Annotated in this window: 23 protein-coding genes; 17 read left to right on the top strand and 6 right to left on the bottom strand. The window is 63.3% G+C overall.

Translation table 11 applies throughout. From position 1 onward, the window contains the following. Positions 1 to 79: 79 nt before the first annotated feature. Both GA829_RS16895 and mocR read left to right on the top strand, forming a co-directional pair. Complete coding sequence (locus GA829_RS16895) at positions 80 to 286, top strand: LacI family DNA-binding transcriptional regulator (protein ID WP_195173854.1); 207 nt, start codon at positions 80 to 82, stop codon at positions 284 to 286. Positions 287 to 293: 7 nt separating this feature from the next. Then, complete coding sequence (gene mocR / locus GA829_RS16890) at positions 294 to 1,775, top strand: rhizopine catabolism transcriptional regulator MocR (RefSeq protein ID WP_258051628.1); 1,482 nt, start codon at positions 294 to 296, stop codon at positions 1,773 to 1,775. Here the strand turns inward: mocR and GA829_RS16885 are convergent. Next, positions 1,765 to 2,208, bottom strand: a complete 444-nt coding sequence (locus tag GA829_RS16885; protein ID WP_195173853.1) for an SRPBCC family protein — start codon at positions 2,206 to 2,208, stop codon at positions 1,765 to 1,767. The genes mocR and GA829_RS16885 overlap by 11 nt on opposite strands. Positions 2,209 to 2,426: 218 nt before the next feature. Here GA829_RS16885 and GA829_RS16880 point away from each other — a divergent pair, with 218 nt between their 5' ends. Further along, a complete protein-coding gene (locus GA829_RS16880; RefSeq protein ID WP_195173852.1) occupies positions 2,427 to 3,218 on the top strand; it encodes a pyrroline-5-carboxylate reductase family protein in 792 nt (263 codons plus the stop codon). Here GA829_RS16880 and GA829_RS16875 read toward each other — a convergent pair. Next, positions 3,215 to 4,459 carry a DegT/DnrJ/EryC1/StrS family aminotransferase gene (locus tag GA829_RS16875; RefSeq protein WP_195173851.1) on the bottom strand — a complete coding sequence of 415 codons (1,245 nt, stop codon included), beginning with the start codon at positions 4,457 to 4,459 and terminating at the stop codon, positions 3,215 to 3,217. The genes GA829_RS16880 and GA829_RS16875 overlap by 4 nt on opposite strands. A gap of 281 nt (positions 4,460 to 4,740) precedes the next feature. On the opposite strand from GA829_RS16875, the gene GA829_RS16870 reads away from it, so the two are divergent. From GA829_RS16870 to GA829_RS16850, 5 genes are all read left to right on the top strand, one after another. After that, positions 4,741 to 5,697, top strand: coding sequence for a polysaccharide deacetylase family protein (locus tag GA829_RS16870; RefSeq protein WP_258051627.1), 957 nt, complete (start codon positions 4,741 to 4,743; stop codon positions 5,695 to 5,697). Positions 5,698 to 5,786: 89 nt separating this feature from the next. Beyond that, positions 5,787 to 6,755 (top strand): rhizopine catabolism ABC transporter substrate-binding protein, encoded by a 969-nt coding sequence (locus tag GA829_RS16865; RefSeq protein WP_195173850.1) that lies wholly within the window; start codon positions 5,787 to 5,789, stop codon positions 6,753 to 6,755. 145 nt (positions 6,756 to 6,900) lie between these two features. After that, positions 6,901 to 8,016 carry an ABC transporter permease gene (locus tag GA829_RS16860; protein WP_195179696.1) on the top strand — a complete coding sequence of 372 codons (1,116 nt, stop codon included), beginning with the start codon at positions 6,901 to 6,903 and terminating at the stop codon, positions 8,014 to 8,016. Further along, positions 8,013 to 8,864, top strand: a complete 852-nt coding sequence (locus GA829_RS16855) for an ATP-binding cassette domain-containing protein (RefSeq protein WP_195173849.1) — start codon at positions 8,013 to 8,015, stop codon at positions 8,862 to 8,864. The genes GA829_RS16860 and GA829_RS16855 overlap by 4 nt, the downstream gene beginning before the upstream one ends. 16 nt (positions 8,865 to 8,880) lie before the next feature. Beyond that, positions 8,881 to 9,990 (top strand): Gfo/Idh/MocA family protein, encoded by a 1,110-nt coding sequence (locus GA829_RS16850; RefSeq protein ID WP_195173848.1) that lies wholly within the window; start codon positions 8,881 to 8,883, stop codon positions 9,988 to 9,990. Positions 9,991 to 9,998: 8 nt separating this feature from the next. Here GA829_RS16850 and GA829_RS16845 read toward each other — a convergent pair whose 3' ends face one another. Further along, on the bottom strand, positions 9,999 to 10,787 hold the full coding sequence (locus GA829_RS16845) for a FadR/GntR family transcriptional regulator (protein WP_195173847.1): 789 nt from the start codon (positions 10,785 to 10,787) through the stop codon (positions 9,999 to 10,001). Between the two features lie 152 nt (positions 10,788 to 10,939). Further along, positions 10,940 to 11,836: an NAD-dependent epimerase/dehydratase family protein gene (locus GA829_RS16840; RefSeq protein WP_195173846.1), complete on the bottom strand. Its 897-nt coding sequence runs from the start codon at positions 11,834 to 11,836 to the stop codon at positions 10,940 to 10,942. A 118-nt stretch (positions 11,837 to 11,954) separates the two neighbouring features. On the opposite strand from GA829_RS16840, the gene GA829_RS16835 reads away from it, so the two are divergent. Continuing rightward, positions 11,955 to 12,893 (top strand): NAD(P)-dependent oxidoreductase, encoded by a 939-nt coding sequence (locus tag GA829_RS16835; protein WP_195173845.1) that lies wholly within the window; start codon positions 11,955 to 11,957, stop codon positions 12,891 to 12,893. A 13-nt stretch (positions 12,894 to 12,906) separates the two neighbouring features. On the opposite strand, the gene GA829_RS16830 is transcribed toward GA829_RS16835, so the two are convergent. After that, positions 12,907 to 13,689 carry a FadR/GntR family transcriptional regulator gene (locus tag GA829_RS16830; protein WP_195173844.1) on the bottom strand — a complete coding sequence of 261 codons (783 nt, stop codon included), beginning with the start codon at positions 13,687 to 13,689 and terminating at the stop codon, positions 12,907 to 12,909. 184 nt (positions 13,690 to 13,873) lie between these two features. After that, positions 13,874 to 14,863 carry a sugar-binding protein gene (locus GA829_RS16825; RefSeq protein WP_195173843.1) on the bottom strand — a complete coding sequence of 330 codons (990 nt, stop codon included), beginning with the start codon at positions 14,861 to 14,863 and terminating at the stop codon, positions 13,874 to 13,876. A gap of 458 nt (positions 14,864 to 15,321) precedes the next feature. On the opposite strand from GA829_RS16825, the gene GA829_RS16820 reads away from it, so the two are divergent. The 8 genes from GA829_RS16820 to GA829_RS16785 all read left to right on the top strand — a co-directional run bounded on the left by GA829_RS16820 (position 15,322) and on the right by GA829_RS16785 (position 22,189). After that, the gene (locus GA829_RS16820; RefSeq protein ID WP_195173842.1) at positions 15,322 to 16,062 is read left to right on the top strand and encodes an ATP-binding cassette domain-containing protein; all 741 of its coding nucleotides are present in this window, start codon (positions 15,322 to 15,324) and stop codon (positions 16,060 to 16,062) included. 40 nt (positions 16,063 to 16,102) lie between these two features. Continuing rightward, positions 16,103 to 17,101 carry an ABC transporter permease gene (locus GA829_RS16815; RefSeq protein WP_195173841.1) on the top strand — a complete coding sequence of 333 codons (999 nt, stop codon included), beginning with the start codon at positions 16,103 to 16,105 and terminating at the stop codon, positions 17,099 to 17,101. A gap of 13 nt (positions 17,102 to 17,114) precedes the next feature. Next, positions 17,115 to 17,882 carry an SDR family oxidoreductase gene (locus GA829_RS16810; protein ID WP_195173840.1) on the top strand — a complete coding sequence of 256 codons (768 nt, stop codon included), beginning with the start codon at positions 17,115 to 17,117 and terminating at the stop codon, positions 17,880 to 17,882. 182 nt (positions 17,883 to 18,064) lie between these two features. Next, on the top strand, positions 18,065 to 18,892 hold the full coding sequence (locus GA829_RS16805) for an AraC family transcriptional regulator (protein ID WP_195173839.1): 828 nt from the start codon (positions 18,065 to 18,067) through the stop codon (positions 18,890 to 18,892). A 111-nt stretch (positions 18,893 to 19,003) separates the two neighbouring features. Then, positions 19,004 to 19,447, top strand: a complete 444-nt coding sequence (locus GA829_RS16800; protein WP_195173838.1) for an SRPBCC family protein — start codon at positions 19,004 to 19,006, stop codon at positions 19,445 to 19,447. Positions 19,448 to 19,459: 12 nt separating this feature from the next. After that, the gene (locus GA829_RS16795; protein ID WP_195173837.1) at positions 19,460 to 20,275 is read left to right on the top strand and encodes an FAD binding domain-containing protein; all 816 of its coding nucleotides are present in this window, start codon (positions 19,460 to 19,462) and stop codon (positions 20,273 to 20,275) included. Between the two features lie 52 nt (positions 20,276 to 20,327). Then, on the top strand, positions 20,328 to 20,810 hold the full coding sequence (locus tag GA829_RS16790; protein WP_195173836.1) for a (2Fe-2S)-binding protein: 483 nt from the start codon (positions 20,328 to 20,330) through the stop codon (positions 20,808 to 20,810). 11 nt (positions 20,811 to 20,821) lie between these two features. Continuing rightward, a complete protein-coding gene (locus tag GA829_RS16785; RefSeq protein WP_195173835.1) occupies positions 20,822 to 22,189 on the top strand; it encodes a xanthine dehydrogenase family protein molybdopterin-binding subunit in 1,368 nt (455 codons plus the stop codon).

Raw genomic sequence — 22,189 nt, 5'->3', positions numbered from 1 at the left:
GCGGACTTTCCAGGCTTGTGGACTTTTCGAGCTTGAGGCCGGCGGAAAGCCGTGCCTTGATGGCGGGCGGAGGAGTGACATGGCTTTCGAAGCAGCGCTTGGCATGGAACGGCTGTGCACGATCCGCGAGATCGCCGACAAAGCAGAGCTCGGCACGGCGACCGTGCACCGCGCCTTGAAGAACAGCCGCGAAATCCATCCCCGGACCAGGCGGCTGGTGATCGACACGGTGTGCCGGCTGAACGAGGAAAAGATCGCGCGCGCCGCGCGCCTTGTCTTGGACTAGCGCTGGCATGGCCGACCACATGCGCCTTTCCCTCGATATCATGTCTGTCGACCGCGCGTCGGAAGAACCGATGCACCGGCAGATTTACGGGGCGCTGCGGCGTTTCATCCTTGATGGCCAGATCCCGCAGAACACGCTGCTGCCGTCGACGCGGTCGCTGGCGGAGGATTTGAAGGTCGGGCGCAACACCGTCATCGCCGCCTACGACCAGCTGCTTGCCGAAGGCTTCATCGAGGCGCGCGCCGGTTCGGGCACCTGGGTGGCGCCGATCCAGCAGAACCGGCCGCTGGCCTCGCTGCGAACTGGTCTGGCCGCGCCACGGAAATTGTCGCGGCGCGGCCAGACCATCGTCAACGGCCCGCAGCCGCCACGCAATGCCGGCGTCATCAACTTCCATCCCGGCGTACCGGAAACCGCGTCCTTTCCCTTCACCATCTGGTCGAGCCTTCTGGTACGCAACGCACGCAGCCGTGATGAAAATCTGCTCGGCTACATCTCCTTCGCCGGTCACCCAGGCCTGCGCCAGGCCATCGCCTCGACCATCAGCCTGTCGCGCGGCATCAATTGCACCGCCGACCAGGTGATCATCGTCACCGGTGCGCAGGCAGCGCTGGACCTTGTCTCACGCGTGCTGATGGACGAAGGCGATCATGTCTGGATGGAGGAGCCCGGCTACCTCGGCGCCAAGAGCGCATTCCTCGCCAGCGGTGCCCAGCTCGCACCCCTGAAGGTCGATCGGCGCGGCTGGCATCTCGCCGATCCCGACCTGCCGCCGCCTCGGCTGATCTACGTCACGCCGTCCTGCCAATGGCCGTTCGGCACCATCATGCGCATCGAGGAGCGGCTGCAGCTGCTCGACATCGCCGAACGGCACGGCGCCTGGATTGTCGAGGACGACTACGACGGCGAGTACCGGTATCGCGGCCGGCCGGTGCCGGCGCTGCGCGGGCTCGATCACGCCGACCGCGTCGTCTATATCGGCAGCTTCGGCAAGACACTGATACCGGCGCTGCGTATCGGCTATCTCATCGTGCCGCGTGAACTGTCGGTTCCCTTCGACAGGGCGGTGTCGATCACCGGCCAATTCGCACCGCTGATCCTGCAGGCAACAGTCAACGACTTCATCACCCAGGGCTATTTCGCCACGCATCTGAAACGCATGCGCCGGCTCTACGCCCGCCGCCAGGCCAACTTCGTCAAGCTCTGCGAGGAGCACCTTGCCGAGTGGATCACAGTCTCGGAAAACGATTCCGGCATGCAGCTGCTGGCGAGCTTCACCAGGCCCTACAGGGACAGCGACGTGGTCGCTGCCGCCGTCAGGGAAGGCCTCGACGTCCAAGGCATTTCCATCAACTACCATTCCAGCGAGCCCGAACATGGCCTGCTGCTCGGCTACGCCGCGATGGATGAACGCCAGATCTTGCGCGCGGTTCTAGCCTTGCGCGCGGCGTTCATGCGGCTGGACAGAAGCCAGAGCCTTACTGGTTGATCTCGGGCTCGACGAGCTTCGCCAGATTTCGCAACGATTCCTGCCAGCCGAGATAGCAGGCCTCAACCGGAATGGCATCGGGAATGCCGGCCTGCGTGATATCCACTTCGGTGCCGACCGAAACTTTCTTCAATGTCACGGTCACCTGGATCTCGCCGGGCAGGTTGGGATCGTCGAACCTGTCGGTGTAGCGCAACCGCTCACCGGGAACGAGCTCGACATATTCGCCGCCAAACGAGTGGCCCTGGCCGGTGGTGAAGTTGCGGAACGACATCTTGAACGTGCCGCCGAGTTTCGCGTCGAGGTGATGGACCGTGCAGGTGAACCCGTTCGGCGGAAGCCATTTGGCAAGCGCGTCCGCTTCGAGGAAGGCGCGGTAGACTTTCTCCGGGCTGGTTGTCAGAACACGGTGCAAACGTACGGTGCCGGGCATTTCTACAATCCTCTATGGTTGCGTATCGATGTCCAAAGGACGAATGGCGTTCGGCCAATCCGACACAGGCTCTTCGTTTTTTCAATGCCCTGCGGCCACAGGGCTGCATTGGGAGCCTATCTTGGGCCACCCAGCGCCGCCAGACCACGCCGGTCGCCTTGGTGCTGGACAAGGAGGCCTGCCTCCCTCACCCTGCCCCAGTGAGCGGAGGCAGGCATATGAGTGGTTCGGTCAGGCTCGGCATTGTTGGCGGTGCGGGCTGGCTGGGCGGCGCCATCGCCGGCGCGGCTCTCGAGGCTGGCGCCGTGCGCGTGGAAAATCTCACCCTTTCCTACCGCAGCGCGAAGCCCGAGCGCTTTCCTGGCGTCTTCTGGACCGACGACAACCAGGCACTCGCCGACCGCTCCGATGTCATCCTGCTTTCTGTGCGGCCCCAGGATTGGCCTTCTCTCAATATCGACGCCACGGGCAAGCTGGTGATTTCGGTTATGGCCGGCATCCGTCTGGCCGATCTGGCTGAAAAGCATAACACCAGCCGCGTCGTCCGCTCGCTGCCCAACGCGGCGGCCGAGGTGGCAAAATCCTACACACCGTGGATCGCCGCTGGCGACATCACCGAAGCAGACCGCGCGACCATACGGGCTGTGTTCAACGCATGCGGCGTACAGGATGAAGTCGGCAGCGAGCGAGACATCGACTACCTGACCGGGCTCACCGGATCCGGGCCAGCCTTCCCTGCCCTGCTGGCGGACGCAATGATGCGCGACGCGGTCCGCTTCGGCCTTTCGCCTGGGGTTGCACGCCGCGCCGTCAACACTGTGCTGGCAGGCACTGGCCGGCTGCTCGAACTGCGGGATGCCTCTCCGGCCGACACGGTCGAAGCCTTTCTCGACTATCGCGGCACCACCGCCGCCGCGATCGAAACCATGCGCGAAGCCGGTTTCGCCGAAGCGGTGGCGAGGGGACTGGCGTCGGCTTTCAGGAAGTCGGTCGAGATGGGCGAGGCCTAGTTCACGCTGTCGAATTTCTGCAGGTCGACAGGTGCTGCCTTGCGCAGCTCGATGCCGTCCAGCGAGGCGTTCTCCAGCGACACCCGAGCCGCCGCGTCGATGTTGTGGATCATGTCGTCGATGTCAGCATCGCCATGTGCCGGGTTCATGGCAATCATCACCGTGCGGTTGAGGATGTCGAGCGAGTTCTTGCCAAGGTCGTCGGCGTAGGTCAGCCGCAGGCCCTTGTTTTCCGGCAGCGTGTAAGGGTTGAGCGCCGGGTGATGCGCGCCCTCATGCATCAGCACCTGGTCCCATTGGGTGAAATTGTGGCGGCCGGTCTTGCCGGCAATGACGCTCGGAATGGTCTTGGAGAAGGTCTGTGCCGCCTGTTCGCTCGGCAGGAGATACATGATCTGCGCCGCGCAATCATCGTCCGGACTGTTCATCGGCGATGGCGTCAGGCCGAGATTGCCGAGATGGCGGGTTCCGGCCAGCACCTTCTTCTTCTCGGCCCGCATCGCGTCGATGATGCCGTCGAGCCGGTCGAGTTGGACGTTGAGCATCGCCCCCATCAGTTCCGAAGCCCGTGCGCCGATGCCGGCGAAGGGCTTGATGCTGTCACTGCGGCCTTGCCAGTAGAAATGGCAGGGATCGATGGCGCAGCGCGCCCTTTCCGCCACTTTCGGATCGCTGGTGGCGATGCCGCCGCCTTCGCCCGAGGTCATGTTCTTGAAGTAGTTGAATGAGTAGGCGCCGGCATGGCCGATCGAGCCGAGCTTGCGCCCTTCATAGCCGCCGCCGATGCCCTGGCAGACATCCTCCAGCACCAGCAGGCCGCGCTTCCCCGCAATGTCCATGATCGCGTTCATGTTGCAGGCAGCGCCCCACATATGCACGGGGATGACCGCCTTGGTGCGCGGCCCGATGGCATCGCGCAGGGCGGCGGGATCGATGGTGAGGCTCTCGTCGATGTCGACGATGACCGGGATCGCCCCCACCGACAGCACCGCTGTTGCCGTTGCCATATAGGTGTGCGCGGGAACCAGGACCTCGTCGCCAGGGCCAATGCCGAGGCCGATCAGGCCAGCGGCGAGCCCATAGGTGCCGCTGGCTGCGAGCGCGAAATGCTCGACACCGAGATGCTGGGCGTAGCGCGCTTCGAAGCGGTCGCATTCGCTGTCCTTGCCATAGCGGAACAAGGCGCCCGACCGGATCACCCTGGCAATGGCTTCGATCTCTTCTTCACCGGCACTGTACATGGCGGCCTCCGTTCGTTTGATGGTGTGGACAGCTGTACGCCTGCAAGCCCCGTTTGAAAGAACCACTCCGCCGCGATCGGACCGGACCATGTTGCCGCCAGCACCCCGTTTCTGGCCGGCATACAAATCGTACCCATCCGAATTCAGCAAAGTGGCTCTGTTGGACAGACGGGTTTCGGCGTTCCATTCCGGCCAGTTGGGCAAACGGCGGGTTCCATGCAGCACGGAACACACTTTGGAAGACCCTCGGAACCGGAATGCCGGCGTGACGGTGGCCGTCCGTGACCGCCGCCGGTTCCAGACGCAGGATCGTGCTGCATGAAGACGATGTCGGCATGTGCCACGGCGCCAACAGCGCCTTCCTCGAACTGAGCCGGCTTGGTGTCTGCAGTTCGGGCGCGGTCATGGTGCCTTGCCCCTGGTTTCTCGAAATGGCGGAAAGCGCTGCCGCGGACCCGCGGCTCGATCTCGGCGTCCATCTGACGCTGAACAGCGAAAAACCCCACTACAAATGGCGGCCGCTGACCGCACCGTCGCGTGCCGCCGGGCTGACCGACGAATACGGCTTCTTCTGGCCGGATGTGGCAACGACACGCCGCAAGGCGGTGCCGCAAGCGGTCGAGACCGAGCTGCGCGCCCAGATCGACACCGCCTATCGCGCCGGCATCGACGTCACCCATCTCGACGCGCATATGGGCGCGGCGCTGTCGCCGGAATTCTGCGACATCTACATCCGGCTTGGCCTGGAATACCGCCTGCCTGTGTTGTTGACCCGCACGCTTGCCGCCTACTCGCCCAACGACAATCTGGTCGGCGTCACGGAAGAGGGATTTCAGCGCGGCGTGGTCCAGGCGCGCGACAAGGGCTTTGTCATTTTCGACGCCGCCATCCAGACGACATGGGGTCGGCCGCGCTCCAGGCCGATCGAGCCTGCCTACCGAGCGCTGATCGAAGGCGTGCGCGAAGGGCTGACCTTCTTCTGCCTGCATTTCAACGCGCCGGGCGAACTCGAACTGATCGAGCCCCGGGCGGCCTATATCCGCACCGAGGAATATGAACTGTTCCGCGACCAGGGTTTTCGTGACTGGCTGGCAGGACAAGACCTCGATATTATCGGCATGAAGCCGCTGCGCGAGGAGCTTCGCGCGACACTTTCAGCCCGGGCGTCAAAACCCCAGGGCGCACAGCAAATGGCATCGGCAAGAGCCCGCAAAGCGGCCATCCGATCCACGACGTGAGCCGGTCCAGCGACCATCTCACGGCATGAGGAGAACGAAAGCCTGCCCATGGCAGGCTCCGCGACTGCAACGGCAAATGGGAGAGTGAAATGAAGACAGTGTTGAAAATGGCATTGGGCGCGCTCGTCTCGGCGAGCGTTCTGGCGGGCATCGCGCATGCCGCCGGATTGAAGGACCCGAAGGATGTCCGCGTCACCTTCGTCGTACATGGCTCAGCCTCAGACCCCTATTGGTCAGTCGTCAAGCGCGGCGTCGATGATGCTGCCAAGCTAACGGGCGCCAAGGTCGAATATTACGCACCGCAGGTGTTCGACGTGGTCGAACAGGCAAGGCTTCTCGACGCGGCCATCGCCACCAACCCGGACGGCATCGCGGTTTCGATCGCCGACGCCAACGCCCTTGGCAAGTCGGTCAAGGCCGGGCTTGCGGCCAACATTCCAATGGTGGTGCTCGATTCCGGCGAGAAGGAAGGCGCCGAGCTTGGCACGACCATGTATGTCGGTACCGTCTCGGAATACGATTCCGGCAAGAAGGCCGGCGAGCGGCTGGCCAAGGAAGGCACGCTCAAGGTCGTCTGCATCAACCACGAAGTCGGCAATGTCAGCCTCGATCAACGCTGCCAGGGCCTCAATGACGGGCTGAAGCCGTCCGGCGGCGGCACGCAGGTCTTGACCGTTTCGCCCGATCCCGCCGACATCCAGCGCCGCACGGAAGCCTACCTCTCGGCGCATCCGGACACGCAAGCCGTGTTCGCGCTCGGCGCCACGGCGGCCAACCCGCTGATCCCGTTCTTCAAGGATCACGAACTGTTCGGCAAGATCAAGCTCTACACGTTCGACATCAGCCCCGAAGTGCTTGATTCGGTGGTCGCCGGCCAAATGGGCTTCGGCATGGACGCCCAGCAATATCTGATGGGCTATCTGCCGGTCATCTATCTGGTCGAGCACGCCACGCACGGCTTCTGGCCGCAGAACAACGCCTACACCGGCCCGCTGTTCATCGATACGCCGGACAAGGCGAAAGCCATCCTGGCGCTGGCCAAGGACGGCATCCGCTAGTTGGCGAAAAGCCCATGGGCTCGGGAAACGCGCCAACGTTTCCCGGCCATCTCGGATATTGCGAAGCAAGTGATTGGGGAGCCTAATGGCTGTTGTGGAAGACAAGGCGATACCTCCCGACGCAGCGGCCGAGAACCGTTTCGGCATGACGTCGAAACGGGCGGGCGGCGCCGACGAACGGCTGGCCAGCACCGGCCGGATCACCCAGTGGCTGCGCCGGCCGGAAGCCGGTGCCGCCGGCGGGCTCGTCGCCACCATCATCATCTTCGCGCTGCTGCCAGGGGCGGCGAACCTCTATTCGCTGCAGGGGTCGATGACCTTCCTGACGCTGGCGGCGGAACTCGGCATCATCGCCACCGCCGCCGCCCTTCTCATCATCGCCGGCGAATTCGACCTCTCCGTCGGCTCCATGGTCGGCTTCGCCGGCGTCGTCATCGGGCTGACGGTGAAATACTGGGGCCTGCCGCTATGGGGCGGCATTGCCTGCGCTTTCGCGGTCGCCATCCTCACCGGATATCTCAACGGCCTGATCGTGGTGAAGACCCGCCTGCCCTCCTTCATTGTCACGCTGGCCTCGCTCTACATCCTGCGCGGCCTGTCGATCGGCATCACCCGTGCCGTGACCGGCCGCACGCAGATCCCCTATATTCTCGACGGCGCGCCGGATCCGGCGACCGCCGGCCTGTTCAACGGCCACATCCTGGTCGGCCTGTTCCACTGGATGGGCGCGCAAGGCTGGATCGCAACCCGTAGCGACGGCATTCCCTTTGTCGCCGGCATTCCGATGTCGATCGTCTGGTGGCTGGGCCTGACGGCATTGGCCGGCTACGTCCTGACCCAGACCAAATACGGCAACTGGATCTTCGCCACCGGCGGCGACCTCAACGCCGCCCGCAATGTCGGCGTGCCGGTCGACCGGGTGAAGATCAGCCTATTCATCTACACCGCCTGCGCCGCCACCTTGCTTGCCACCATCCAGGTGATGGAGGCCGGTTCCGCCGACACCACGCGCGGCTTGCTCAAGGAATTCGAGGCCATCATCGCCGCTGTCATCGGCGGCGTGCTGCTCACCGGCGGCTACGGCACGGTCTATGGCGTGCTGTTCGGCGCTTTGATCTTCGGCCTGGTGCAGATGGGCATCTTCTACACCGGCATCGACACCGACTGGTTCAAGGTCTTCCTCGGCATCGTCATCCTGATGGCCGTGCTGGTCAACAACTACATCCGCCTGAAGGCGCTTGGACGCGGAGGCGGCAAATGACCGAACCGGCCCAGAACATCCCGCCAGCCCAAAACATCCAACCGGCCATGGAACTGCGTGGCGTCTCGGTCAATTTCGGCTCGGTGCGCGCGCTGCAGGACATCGACATCAAGGTCTATCCGGGCGAAGTGCATTGCCTGCTCGGCGACAACGGCGCCGGCAAGTCGACGCTGATCAAGGTTCTGTCGGGCGTGCACCGGCCAACCAAGGGCGAAATCCTGGTCGACGGCAAGCCGGTCACCTTCCGTAGCCCGCGCGATGCGCAGGATCTCGGCGTCGCCACGGTGTTCCAGGATCTCGGCATGATCTCGATGATGTCGATCACCCGCAACTTCTTCCTCGGCCGCGAACCGACGAAAAGCAGCCTGCCCTTCTCGCGTATCGACAAGGAGCGCGCCAACACCATTGCCCGCCAGGCCATGGCCGACATCGGCATCGACCTGCGCGACCCGACGCAGGCAGTCGGCACGCTGTCCGGCGGCGAACGCCAATCCGTGGCGATCGCGCGGGCCGTGCATTTCGGCGCCCGCGTGCTGATCCTCGACGAGCCGACATCGGCGCTCGGCGTGCATCAGGCGGCTATGGTGCTGAAATTCATCATCGAGGCACGCATGCGGGGGTTGGCGGTCATTTTCATCAGCCACAACATCCACCACGCCTATCCCGTCGGCGACACGTTCACGCTGCTCAACAGGGGTCGCAATCGCGGCACCTACGCCAAATCGGACATCTCGCGCGACGAGGTCATCTCGATCATGTCGGGCGGCGAGGACCTGAAGGCGGTCGAGGCCGAGATTGCCGGCCTGCTCGCCCAGATCGGCAAGCGGCCATCCGCCACCCCGTCGTGATTGAGAGAGTGATTGCATGAAAAGGCTACGCGTTGGCGTCATCGGCGCCGGCATGATTTCGCAGGTCGAGCATATTCCCAATCTTCTGCGCCTCGGCGATCTGTTCGAAGTCGTGGGCGTCACCGATCCCTCAAGGATTTCAAGGCAGTTCGTCACCGAGACCCATGGCGTTACAGGGTTCGAAACACTGGATGAACTGTTCGGCCAACGCCTCGACGCCGTCGTCATCGGCTCGCCCGACCCGCTGCATCACGAGCAGGTGCTGGCTGCGCTGTCGCACGGCCTGCACGTCTTCTGTGAGAAGCCACTCTGCTATTCGCCAGCCGAAATCGCCGACATCATCGCCGCCCGCGACAAGGCCGGCAAAGTGATGCAGGTCGGCTATATGAAGCGCTTCGACCCGAGCTATCAGCTGGCGCTTACCTCACTGCCGGGCAGTGCCGGAACGCTTCGCTCGGTCTCGGTCGAAGTCAACGATCCCGATGCCTGGCCATTCATCGCCCACCAGCGCTACAAGCGCGGGACCGACATCTCCAAAGAGCTGATAGAAGCAGTTGTCGCCAAGCAGAAAAGCCAGGTCGCGCGCGCCATCGGCCAGCCCATGACGGGCCTCGCTTTCCGTGGCTTTACCGGCGCTTACAGCTCTGCCTTGATTCACGATGTCAATGCCGTGCACGGCCTGCTCGACGCCCTGGAAGTCCCTGACGGCGAGATCGTCGGCGCGCAGGTATTCGCCAATGGCGACGGCGGCCAAGGTGCCGTGAAACTGCTCAGTGGCCAGGCGCTGTGGACGATGACGCATCTGACGGTGCCGAAACTCGCCGACTACAAGGAACGCATCACGCTGTTCTTCGACGATGCCAGCCTCGAGCTCGAATTCCCCTCGCCCTGGCTCAACCACCATCCGACACGGCTGACGGTGAAGACGTCGGACGGCCACACGCTTTCGACCAGGGATTTGCGCGCCGGTTATGGCGAAGCTTTCGTCGAGGAAATGCGCGGTTTCTGGGGAGCGATCGTCAACGATGACGAAGTGGTCAACCGGCCCGAACACGCCGCCCGCGATCAGGCCTTGCTGATCGGCCTGACCAGGCAACATCTGGCGACTTCTACACAGACCGGCTGAATATCAGCCTACCGCGAGCGGATGACGCCATCGGTGTTGGCGAGCAGTTTGCGCACCGCGTTGCGCGCCGCGTCCGGCCGCTGCAGCCGTATGTTCTTCTCGATCGCCTCATGCAGCTTCTGCGCATGGTTGAGATCGTCCACGGCCCGCGTGGTAAAGGCGAACAGGTGATCGAAGGCGGATTCGATCAGCACGCCAAGCGGCACCAGCAAATCGTTGCCGGAGGCACGCAGGATGGCGAGGTGAAAGCGCGTATCGGCGCGGGTCCGCTCCTGCAGGCTGGTCGCCTCGCCCATCTCCCGGCAAGCCTGGCTGATCTCGGCCATCTGCGCATCGGTGCGCCGCATGGCGGCAAAGGCTGTGGCTTCCGGCTCGATGATGTGGCGGAATTCCTGCACGGTCTTCAGGAACACTTCGCGGTCCGGCGAAGTCGCGTACCAGGCCAGCACATCGCGGTCGAGCAGGTTCCAGCGTTCCCTCGGCTCGACCCAACTGCCGATCTTGGGGCGCGAGGCCAGCAGGCTCTTGGCCATCAGCATTTTGATCGCTTCGCGCACAGCCGAGCGGCTGACGTTGAAGGTCTCCGACCATTTGGCCTCGTTGGGCAGGATGGTACCAGGCGGATAGTCGCCGCGCACGATCCTCAAGCCGATTTCGCTGGCCAGCGAGGCGTGAACGCTTGACCCAGGCATCCGTGCCGAGTCGGCGCGGCGAACCGGGGCTGGACGGTCGGCGATAAGGCCGCCAGGTGCCGCCTTGACTGGTGCTTTGCTCTTTTTGGAATTCCCGTCCCGCATCCGCTTCACAAAGTCTGGATTTCGGAATGTGTCAAGCGTGTGAAACGGGCTCTCCCGCAAAGCTTGCAGTCGCCGCGCGGGCCAACTTCAGATGAGACCGCGCGCCCGTCTAGGCTTTGAGACACCCGAGGAGGCCACAAGACGTCGTTCCATCAGGCCGTCTTGACGTATTTCCGCCAGCTGTGTTCAGGCCGAAAGCCGAGCAAATCCCGTGCCTTGCGGTTGGACAGCAAGGTCTCGAATTCGCCGAGTTCGCCCTTGACCGGCACGCCGGGGTAAAAACGTTTCCGCAGTTCAGCGGTCGGTAGGTCGGATGACGTATCGTCATTGGCGGCGTTGAACACCTGATAGCCGAGCCCATCCTTTTCGATGGCGCGCAGCGTGATCTGGCCAAGGTCGCGCGCGTCGACATAGCTCCAGGCGATGCGCTTGCGGAAGCCGGGATCGGCGAACCACTTTGGAAACAGCGAATATTCGTGCGGCTCGATGACATTGCCGATGCGCAAGGCATAGATGTCGATGCCGCTGCGCAGCGCGAAGGCGCGTGCCGTCTTTTCGTTGACGATCTTGGACAGGGCATAGCTGTCCATCGGGTCGACATCATAATCCTCGTCGAGCGGGAAATGTGTCGGGTTGCGCGGCTCATTGGCGAAGACCAGGCCGTAGGTCGTCTCGCTGGAGGCGATGACCACCTTGCGGATGCCGAGCTTCACCGCCGCCTCGATGACATTGTAGGTGCCCATGGCGTTGATGCGGAACACTTCGTTGTCGGGCGTGATCATGATGCGCGGGATAGCCGCGAAATGCACCACTGCGTCGACCGGCTGGGCGCGCAGCGACGGGTCGAACTCATGCAGGCCCATGTAGCTCGACAGCGCGTTGAACACCTGCCCGCTGTCGGTGATGTCGGTGATCAGCGTGCGCACCTTGGGATTGTCGAGCGGCTTGGTGTCGATGTTGAGCACCTGACAGCCCTGCTCGACCAGATACTGCACCACATGACGCCCGGCCTTGCCGCTGCCGCCGGTGAACATGATCCGCTTCGCCATTTTGCTCTCCAATGCCTAGGATTTATGTGTATTGTCAGACAATATGCCATTCCGCAACCACCCTCGCCTGCAAAATGGCAGCGCTGAATATCAATCATTGCAAACGGGACGAAACGACATGAACACGACTGCCGCGAGCGAGACGATCGGCTTCATCGGCCTTGGCCTGATGGGGCATGGCATCGCCAAGAACATCGTCGACAAGGGCTATGGCCTTACCTTTCTCGGTCGCAAGAACCGCAAGCCGGCGGAAGACCTGCTTGGCCGTGGCGCAAGGGAGGCAGCGACCTCGCGCGATGTGGCGGCGGCATCGAGCATCGTCTTCATTTGCGTTACCGGCTCACGCGAAGTGGAGGCCATCATCCGGGGGCCTGGCGGTCTCAAGGAAGGCTTGAAAAAGGGGGCCGTCGTCGTCGATTGCTCGACTTCCGATCCGGTCTCGACGGTGGCGCTTGCCGCCGAAGTCAAGGCACTCGGCGTCGACTATGTCGATGCCCCACTCAGCCGCACGCCAAAGGAAGCCTGGGAAGGCACGCTCGACGCCATGGTGGGCGCGCCAGACGCCGTCTTTGCCCGGCTGAAGCCGGTGCTCGAAACCTGGGCCGGACGCATCGTCCATATCGGCGACACCGGTGACGGCCATCGCATGAAGCTGCTCAACAACTTCATCTCGCTTGGCTACGCCGCGATCTACTCCGAGGCGCTGGCGCTGGCCGAAAAGGTCGGCATTTCGCCGCCGCGTTTCGACAGCGTCATCCGCAACGGGCGCATGGATTGCGGCTTCTACCAGACCTTCATGCGCTGGACGCTGGAAGGTGACCGAGACGCCCACAAATTCTCCATCGCCAATGCCTTCAAGGATCTGACCTATCTGGAATCGATGGCTGGTGCCGCCGGCATCGCCAACCCGCTCGGCAATGCCACGAAAAACTCGTTTGCCGGTGCCTTCGCCACCGGTCCGGCCGAGCAGTTCGTGCCGATGCTGGCAACGCATATCGCCAAGGTCAACGGCGTCGATCTGATGCCAATGAGGGATGGCAAGAAACAGACGATCTGACGTCAATGCGATATCAGCGCCGCCAGCGCCCGATCCCCTCGTCAGTGTTGGCAAGCAGCTTGTGCACCGCATTGCGGGCAGCGGTCGGCCGCTGCAAGCGGATGTTCTTCTCGATCGCCTCATGCAGCTTCTGTGCGTGCCGCTGATCGCTGACCTTTCGCGTCGTGAAGGCGAAGAGATGGTCGAGCGCGGATTCGATCAGCACGCCAAGCGGCACCAGCAAATCGTTGCCGGAGGCACGCAGGATGGCGAGGTGAAAGCGCGTATCGGCGCCGATACGCTCCGGCAGGTTGGCCGCCTCGCCCATCTCGCGGCAGGCCTGGCTGATCTCGGCCATCTGCTCGTCGCTGCGCCGCATGGCGGCAAAGGCTGAGGCTTCCGGCTCGATAATATGGCGGAATTCCTGCACGGTCCGCAGAAAGGCTTCGCGGTCCGGCGCGGTTGCATACCAGGCCAGCACATCGCGATCGAGCAGGTTCCAGCGCTCCCTGGGCTCGACCCAGCTGCCGATCTTGGGGCGCGATGCCAACAGGCTCTTGGCCATCAGCATCTTCATGGCTTCGCGCACCGCCGAGCGGCTGACATTGAAAGTCTGTGCCCACTTGGCCTCGTTGGGCAGGATGGTTCCCGGCGGATAGTCGCCGCGCACGATCCGCAGGCCGATCTCGTTGGCCAGCGAGGCATGCACACTCGCCCCCGGAAAATGCGCAGCATCGGCGCGGCGGACGACAGCAGGGCGTTCGGCAGGAACTGCCTTCGCCCCTGCTGATCGTACCTTTGATCTTTTGTCCGGCATCCACGTTCCAATGCGTCGGCCGTCTGCGGTCCGGTGAATGTCCAAACCCGGCGGCGCGCCGATCTCGTTGCCGAAAATCCAAAACATGGGCGCGACAAAGCCGGAGCCGGTAGCCCCATTCACCGCGTCCGGTTCAAGAATGGTGTGACGGGGCGCCCGCCAGGGAGCGCCCCGAAACCGCGTCCTACTTCTGGATGCAGGTATCGACGGTTTCCTTGGTGCACTCATCAAGACCAGTGAACACCGGATCGGCAACCTTGGTGCCCTTGACGAGATCGATCATCACCGACGGCGCCTTGTAGCCCATTTCGAACGGCCGCTGGCCGACCAGGGCGGTCACCAGTCCGTCGCGCGCGATCGCCACTTCGTCGCCGATCGTGTCGGCGGCGCCGATGACGAAGTCATTGCTGGCCAGACGGTCCTTGAGTGGTCCGATCAGGTCGCGGTAGGGCTGCGGGGCGCCAAACAGCGGCCAGCCACCCATGATGCCGAAGGCGTCTAGCTTGGGGTTGGCGGCGAGGATGTCGGTCATCGCCTGCACGCCCTTGGCTCCGTCGTCATTGGTGAACACCGGGCAACCGGCGACTTCGGTCCAGCCACCTTCGCCGGCGAGCTTGGCAAGGCCCTTCTTGCCCGAAAGCGCATCGCGCAAGCCTTGCGCGCGCTGCAGGATATTGTCGGCCGCCGGGTTGCCTTCGATCGTGCAGATCGTGCCGCCCTTCGGCTTGGCCTTGGCGATATAGCCGCCGATCTTGGAGCCCATCAGATAGTTGTCGGTACCGAGATAGGTCTTGCGCAGCGCGGCATCCGCCTTGGTCAGGTCGGCGTCCAGGGTCATGATCGGGATCGTAGGATTGGCTGATTTGATCGTCTGTGCGATCAGCGGTGCGTTGGATGGCGAAATCGCCATGGCCACCGTGTCGGGCTTGCTCAGCATATCCTGGACGATCTGCGCCTCGCCGGCTTCATCGGAAGTCGATGCCGGGCCGGTGTAGAAGCATTCGTATTCCGAGCTGGCATTCTCCTTGTTCCATTTCTCACAGCCCTGGTGGATGGCTTCGAAGAACGGATTATCGAGACCCTTCACGACGATGACGAGCTGTTTCTTGGCCAAAGCCGGCTCGGCGCCCATCACCATCATGGCGGCGGCGGCGAGCAGTAATGATTTCTTCATATCAGTCCTCCCTTTGAAACAGACGGACACGACGTGCCCGCCATACAGATCAACCAGGATGCGAGATGACAGAGGATCGTTCCACGAGCGCTCGTGTCGCCAAGCCAAGTCGATAAGCATTTTCAGATACGGCCGGGCCGGCTCAACAATGCCGATGCGACCGACGATCATCCGCTGGTCCCGCCTTTAAAACGGCATTGGGGACCGGCATGTCTTCCTCCGATGCTTAGCTAATATCGGCGCGGCGCCAACGTCAATGACATTTGTCCTACAAAACGGATTTTTCCGAGCGGCTTGACCTTATTCGTCCGACAAATGCCGATCCGACAATTGACGCCCGCGCGGGCATTTGCGTAAATGCATGCAAGCGCTGTTTCCGGGAGGAGCTGGGAGCGCGCCGCGAAAAGCTGCACCCGGTCCGTCGGTGGAAGCAGCGAAGCACGGGGAGGCAAAAGCTGGTGGCGGTTCTCGAACTCACCAACATCTCGAAGCATTTTGGCGCCATCCAGGCGGTCAACGACGTGTCGCTGTCGATCGAGGCCGGACAGGTGGTCGGCCTGATGGGCGACAACGGCGCCGGCAAGTCGACGCTGGTCAAGATGATCGCCGGCAATTTCCGCCCCAGCCACGGCGCCATGCGGATGGACGGCAAGGAGCTCATCCTCCACAAGCCGGTCGAGGCCCGCCAGCACGGCATCGAGATCGTCCACCAGGACTTGGCGCTCTGCAACAATCTGACCGCGGCCGCCAATGTCTATCTCGGCCGAGAGCTGCGCCGTGGCGTCGGCCCGTTCCGCATCCTCGACTACGCCTCGATGTACAAGCGCGCGGGCCAGATTTTCGCCGAGCTGAAATCCGAGACGCGCCCGCGCGACCTGGTCAAGCAGATGTCCGGCGGCCAGCGCCAGGCCGTGGCGATCGCCCGTACCATGCTGTCGCAAGCCAAGATCGTGCTGATGGATGAGCCGACGGCGGCGATCTCGGTGCGCCAGGTTGCTGAAGTGCTGAACCTGATCCGTCACCTGCGCGACCAGGGCATCGCGGTCGTGCTGATCAGCCACCGCATGCCCGACGTCTTCACCGTCGCCGACCGCGTCATCGTCATGCGGCGCGGCCGCAAGGTTGCCGACAAGACGATCGCGTCAAGTTCGCCCGAGGAAGTCACCGGCCTGATCACCGGCGCGATCGAACAGGTTTGAGTCCAGCGCGTTCACCACGCACAGCAGATGAAGGTCGACGATGGCACTGACAATTGACCAGCCGATCGTGCAGAAGCAACAATCCCTGCCGGCAAGGATGTTTGCCAGCCAGACCTTCTGGGTGGTGATCGCGGTTATCCTCGCCTGCCTGTTCCTGTCCTTCGCCACGGATGCCTTCGCCACCTCGAAGAACCTCTACAACATCACCCGCAACATCACCTTCGTCGCCATCATCGCGCTGGGCATGACCTTCGTCATCATCACCGGCGGCATCGACCTGTCGGTCGGCTCGGTTCTGTGCCTGTCGTCGATGGTGCTCGCCGTCACCATGCATGCCGGCTATTCGATCGAGGTCGGCATCCTCGCTTCCATCGCGACAGCACTCGCCATCGGCGCCTTCAACGGCATCCTGATCGCCTATCTCGGCTTTCCACCTTTCGTGGTGACGCTTGGCATGCTGTCGATCGCCCGCAGCCTGGCCATGGTCGCCTCCAACAACACGGTGGTCTTCCAGTTCGGCCCGGACCACGACAAGTTGCTGGCGCTCGGCGGCGGCGCGTGGGTGTTCGGCATTGCCAATCCGGTGCTCTACACCATCCTTCTGGCGCTGATCACCGGCTTCGTCCTGCGCTGGACCAAGTTCGGCCGGCACATATTCGCCATCGGCGGCAACGAGCATGCGGCGACGCTGACCGGCGTCCCGGTGAAGCAGATCAAGGTCGCGGTCTACATGATCTCTGCACTGTCGGCGGGCATTGCCGGTATCATCGAGACCGGCTGGCTTGGCGCCGTCACCACCAACATCGGCACCGGCATGGAATTGCAGGTCATTGCCGCCACCGTCATCGGCGGCGCCAACCTTGCCGGTGGCGTTGGCACCGCCTTTGGCGCGATTGTCGGCGCGGCCCTGATCGAAGTGATCCGCAACAGCCTTGGCCTGCTCGGCATCAACGCCTTCTGGCAAGGCGTCTTCATCGGCGGCGCCATCCTGCTCGCGGTGCTGTTCGACCGGATCCGCAATTTCCGGCGGAATGATTAGGCCGGGACGCCACGTGACAAAACCCCTGTTCAGCCTTGAAGGCCGGCTGGCGCTTGTGACTGGCTCCGGCCAAGGCATCGGCTTTGCCTTGGCGCGCGGTCTCGCGGAACATGGGGCAAGCGTGGTGCTCAACGGCCGCGATGCCGGCAAGGTCGGAGCCTCGGTCTCCAGCCTGCGCGATGCCGGCCTCACGGCGCATGCCTCGATCTTCGACGTCACCGATTTTCAGGCGGTCAATGCCGATGTTACCCGCATCGAGGCCGAGATCGGTGCCATCGATATTCTCGTCAACAATGCCGGTATCCAGTTCCGCGCCCCGCTCGAGGACTTTCCCGAGGAACAGTGGGAGCGGCTGTTCAAGACCAATGTCTCGGGCGCCTTCCATGCCGGCAAGGCCGTCGCCCGCCACATGATTGCGCGGAAGAGAGGCAAGATCATCAACATCGGCTCGGTACAGAGCGAGCTCGCCAGGCCCAACATCGCGCCCTACACGGCAACCAAGGGCGCGATCCGCAACCTGACACGCGGCATGTGCGCCGACTGGGCGAAACATGGCCTGCAGATCAACGCCATCGCGCCCGGCTATTTCCGCACCGAGATGAACCAGGCGCTTGTCGACAACCCGGAGTTCTCCGGCTGGCTGGAAAAGCGCACGCCGGCCGGGCGCTGGGGCAATGTCGACGAACTGATCGGCGCCGCTGTGTTCCTGGCTTCGGACGCATCGTCCTTCGTCAACGGGCATACCCTTTATGTCGACGGCGGCATGACGGCTTCGGTGTGAAGGTGCCGCTTCACCGCCGAAGCGTTATTCGCTTCAGTGCCTATCGCTCAGTCTGAAAATAAGCCCCCCGGCCTCGCGAAAGGTGCACGCCATGGCCTCGCGCCTTGACGCAAGCCCGAACTCAGCCGCACAATCCCGGCGTGGATGACAGGGAGGCCAGTCGTCCACGGGAGGATATACCCATGACGGAAGCGATCAGGCTCTACTGGGGCCGGTTCGGGCATGTTTCTATCCTGAATGTCGCCAGCGACTTCGTCACCCATGCCCATGTCGAGGCGCATCTGATCATCTGGCTCGAAGGCACCGCCGGTGAAATGACCATTGGCCGCGAGACCGTGCCGCTCGGCCCAAGCATTGCCGCCGGCATCAACTCCTTCCAGCCGCACAGCCATATTCTGTCGCGGGATGGCACGCCGGGCCTGTTCCTTGCTTTCTACATCGATCCGGATTGGGCGCGACGCCGCCGCGACCTGCCATCGTCCGCGCCTCTGTTCTCGCAGGCCACGATCACGCTTGAGCCCTGGCTGCACCAGGCCGCCGCCAACCTGCTCGACCATCTCAGCGACAACGAAGGCGTCGATGACATCGCCAATTACGAGATTGAGCGCTTCATCGACAGCGTGCTCGATGCCGCCGACGCGTCGGCGCCGCAGGAAGCGCGTGTGCGCATCAACACCATGCAGGATTTCCGTGTCCGCAAGGCGATCCAGCTGATGAAGGCCAATGTCTGCGAGCGCATCTGCTTCGACGATGTGGCGCGCAGCGTCGGCCTGTCGCGGCCGCATTTTTTCGCCCTGTTCAAGGAACAGACCAACCTGACGCCCAATGTCTACTGGAACACGCTGCGCATGGAGGAAGCCGTGCGGCAGCTGCAGTGGTCGCAGGAACCGCTGACCTCGGTTGCCTGCAATCTCGGCTTCACCACGCAAGGCAATTTCTCGCGCTTCTTCCGCGACCATGTCGGGGTGCCGCCGACGCTTTATCGCGAAGCGGCGCGGGCGATCGCCTGAGCAGGCTGTGGTTTTTCAGACTGCTTGATACGCGGCCAAGACGCATTGATAAGCGTCACTCCGCCATCGCCCTACCTTTGCGCCAAGAGAAAATTCGCAAGGGAACGCAACATGGCTGATGTCACTATCTCCAGCGTCATCGACGCGCCCGTCGAAAAAGTCTGGGCGCGCATTCGCGACTTCAACGGGCTTCCCGGCTGGCACCCGCGCATGGTCGAAAGCCATATCGAGGATGGCAAGGACGCCGCCACGATCGGCTGCGTTCGCAACTTCCAGCTCGTCAGCGGTGCGCGCCTGCGTGAAAAACTGACTGACTTCTCTGATCAGAACTTCCTCGTCAGCTACTCTATCCTTGAGACACCGCAGCCCCTGACCAACCACAAGGCGACGCTGCAATTGCGGCGGGTGACCGACGGCGACCGCACCTATGCCGAATGGACCGCCAGTTTTGACGCCGCCCCGGAGGATGCCGACAAGCTGGCCGAGGGCATGGGCGCCAACGTGTTTCAGGGCGGCTTCAACGCCTTGAAGAGCCACTTTGCCGGTCAAAGCTGACGGGAGCCGGCCATGGCGCTAGCGCTGCAGACATTCTCAACCGTGAGGGACGCCAACACGGCGCTGAAGGCCGCTGGCACTCGCTACCTCGGCGGCGGCACGCTGGTGGTTCGCGCCGCCAATGAGGGCGATGTCTCGGTTTCCGGTCTCGTCCGCTCGACCGAACCGTCACTGTCGGCCATCTCTGTCGCCGGCGGCACGGTCCGCATCGGCGCTTCGGTGACCATGGCGGCCATTGCTCGCCACCCCGACCTCACCGCCCTCGCCCGTGCGGCGCGAGCGGTCGGCGGCCCGGCCATTCGCAACATGGCAACCGTCGGCGGTAATCTGTTCGCGCCGACGCCTTATGGCGATTTCACCGTTGCCTTGCTGGCATTGGACGCGTCGGTCAGCACGGATGACGGCCACATGACGGTTGAAAAATTCCTCGCGGCACGTGACGGCAACCGCGCCATTGTCACCTCAGTCAGCTTCGCGCTGCCGCAAGAAGGCAGCTTCCGCTTCCTGAAAGTGTCGCGGGTCAAACCGAAGGGGGTGTCGGTGCTGAGCATTGCCGCGACGCTGGAGCAGGCTGCCGACGGCACCGTCTCTTCGGCGCGGATCGCGCTTGGCTGCATGGCCGACCGGCCAATGCGCGCCATGGCAGCGGAAAAGGCTCTGATCGGCCGCGCATTGACCAAGGATGGCATCTCGGCGGCATTGGCGGTAGCCAACGACGGCACTTCGCCAGCCACGGATCCGATCGCCAGTGCCTGGTATCGAAGTGAGGTTCTGCCGGTTCATCTCGGCCGGCTGTTGCTCGGCCAGATCGTGGACACGAGGGGTTAAGCCCGTTGGGGGCGCGCGCCTGCCCCTCGGGGCAGGCGCGCAAGGAGGAAGAATGGCAAAGGTTCCTGTCCAGTTCACGCTCAACGGTTCGGAAAAGGCCGAATTCGTCGACAGCGGCACGACGCTGCTCCACGCATTGCGCGACAAGATCGGGGATACCTCGCCAAAAGGCGGCTGCCATCAAGGCACCTGCGGCGCCTGCTCGGTGATCATCGATGGCGAACTCCGGCTCTCTTGCCTGACACTGGCCGAGACCTGCAACGGCGCCTCTATCACCACGACATCAGGCCTTTCGGAAGCCGGCGTGCTGCATCCACTGCAGCGCGCTTTCCTCGATGCCTTCGCCACGCAATGCGGTTTCTGCACGCCGGGCATGATCATGGCGGCCAAGGTTCTGCTTGACCACACGCCAGACCCCAGCCGCGAAGAGGTGGTCGAGGCCCTGTCAGGCAATATCTGCCGCTGTACAGGCTACGAGCCGATCATTCAGGCGGTGCTGACCGCCGCGCGTGCCAACTCACAGCACGCGGCCTGAGGGAGGCAAAAATGGAGCTGCGCAAAAACTACTTCGCCGATGTGCGCAAGGACGACCTGCATGAGATTGGCCAACCCAGGCCACGCCTGGATTCGCCGGGCCATGTCACCGGCAAGACAGCCTTTTTCGCCGACCGCAATTTCCCCGGCATGTTGCACCTGAAGATGGTGCGCAGCCCGCACCATCATGCCCGCATCCGCTCCATCGACACATCGGAGGCGGAAAAACACCCGGGTGTCGTCAAGGTTCTGACCGCCAGGGATGTACCCCACAATGTCTACACCATCCTGATCCTGATCCAGGTCGGCCCGGAGGACGAAACCGTTCTGGCCGACGGCAAGGTGCGCTGGAAGGGCGAAGCCGTGGTGGCGGTGCTGGCCGAGACCGAGCGCGCGGCACAAGAGGCCGCAGCCAAGGTGAAGGTCGACTACGAGGTGCTGCCGGCGGTGTTCGACATGGAGGAAGCGCTGAAGCCTGGCGCGCCGCTGGTCAACGAATATCACGGCCAGAACTACTATCTCTATGACAGCGGCGAATGCCGCAAGGTGCGCTTCGGCGATGTGGAGGCGGGGTTTGCCGGCGCCGACCATGTGCTCGAGCAAAGCTACCAGTCCTCGCCGATCGAGCATGCGCCGACAGAGACCACCGGTTGCGTGGTCATGCCCGAGGGCAACGACCGCTTCACCTGCTACACCAACACGCAGGCGATGTTCTTCACGCTCGACAACACATCGATCATCCTGCAGATGCCGGGCAGCAAGCTGCATTTCGTCGGCGGCACGGTCGGCGGCGGCTTTGGCGGCAAGGTCGATGTCATCGTCGAACCGATCGCCATCCTCGGCGCCAAGCTCACGGGCCGCCCGGTCTCCTTCATCTACAGCCGCGAAGAGGAGATGCAGATCTCCTCGCCGCGCGCAGCCGAAAAGGTCGTCATCAAGGACGGCGTCATGAAGGATGGCCGCATCGTCGCACGCAAGGTCACCGGCTACACCGATGCCGGCGCCTATTCGCGCCATTCGCCCTATGGAGCGCAAAAGGGTGCCGGGCATTATCCCGGCCCCTACACCATCCCCAATGTCTGGATCGACACCTACTGCGTCTACACCAACCGAACGCCATCCTCGGCCATGCGCGGCTTCGGCGTCACCATTGGCGATTTCGCGCTGGAGGTGCAGATGGACAAGCTGGCGCGGCTGATCGGCATGGACCCGCTCGAATTCCGCTTCATCAACGCCTACCGCGACGGCGACATGAAGGCGCATCGCCAGCCGACCGAGGGTGCGGCGCTCATCGAATGCATGCAGGAAGCTTCGCGCGCCGCCAATTGGCCGGTGGCGGAAAAATACCTGGCGATGTCCTCCTACAAGAACGGGACTTGA

Source organism: Mesorhizobium sp. INR15 (assembly GCF_015500075.1).
Taxonomy (GTDB): Bacteria; Pseudomonadota; Alphaproteobacteria; order Rhizobiales; family Rhizobiaceae; genus Mesorhizobium.
This window is presented reverse-complemented; position numbering and strand designations above follow the sequence as displayed.